A 210-nucleotide genomic window follows, 5' to 3' on the forward strand; every position below is an offset into this window, starting at 1 on the left:
TGGTGGCCGGCAAGGTCATCGGTTCGACTTCTGCCAGCGAGGCCGGAATTCTTGCCGCCAACACCATCTTCGACGTCACCGTCAGCGCCGCCGGCTCGCGGACGCTGCAGCAGTTCGCCGAGATCGATCATGCGGTGCCGGGTGATTCGTCCAACTACGCGGACCAGGAGGCCACGCTGGCCGACACGTTGATCACCCTGACCAACACGG

Annotated in this window: 1 protein-coding gene; it reads left to right on the forward strand. The window is 64.8% G+C overall.

What is annotated here, in order from left to right; all coding sequences use genetic code 11:
• The coding region (locus IB278_RS33770; RefSeq protein WP_192328911.1) for a hypothetical protein at nucleotides 1-210 on the forward strand (210 nt) is incomplete at both ends.

The sequence above is a fragment of the Variovorax sp. VRV01 genome, from assembly GCF_014852545.1.
GTDB lineage: Bacteria > Pseudomonadota > Gammaproteobacteria > Burkholderiales > Burkholderiaceae_C > Variovorax > Variovorax beijingensis_A.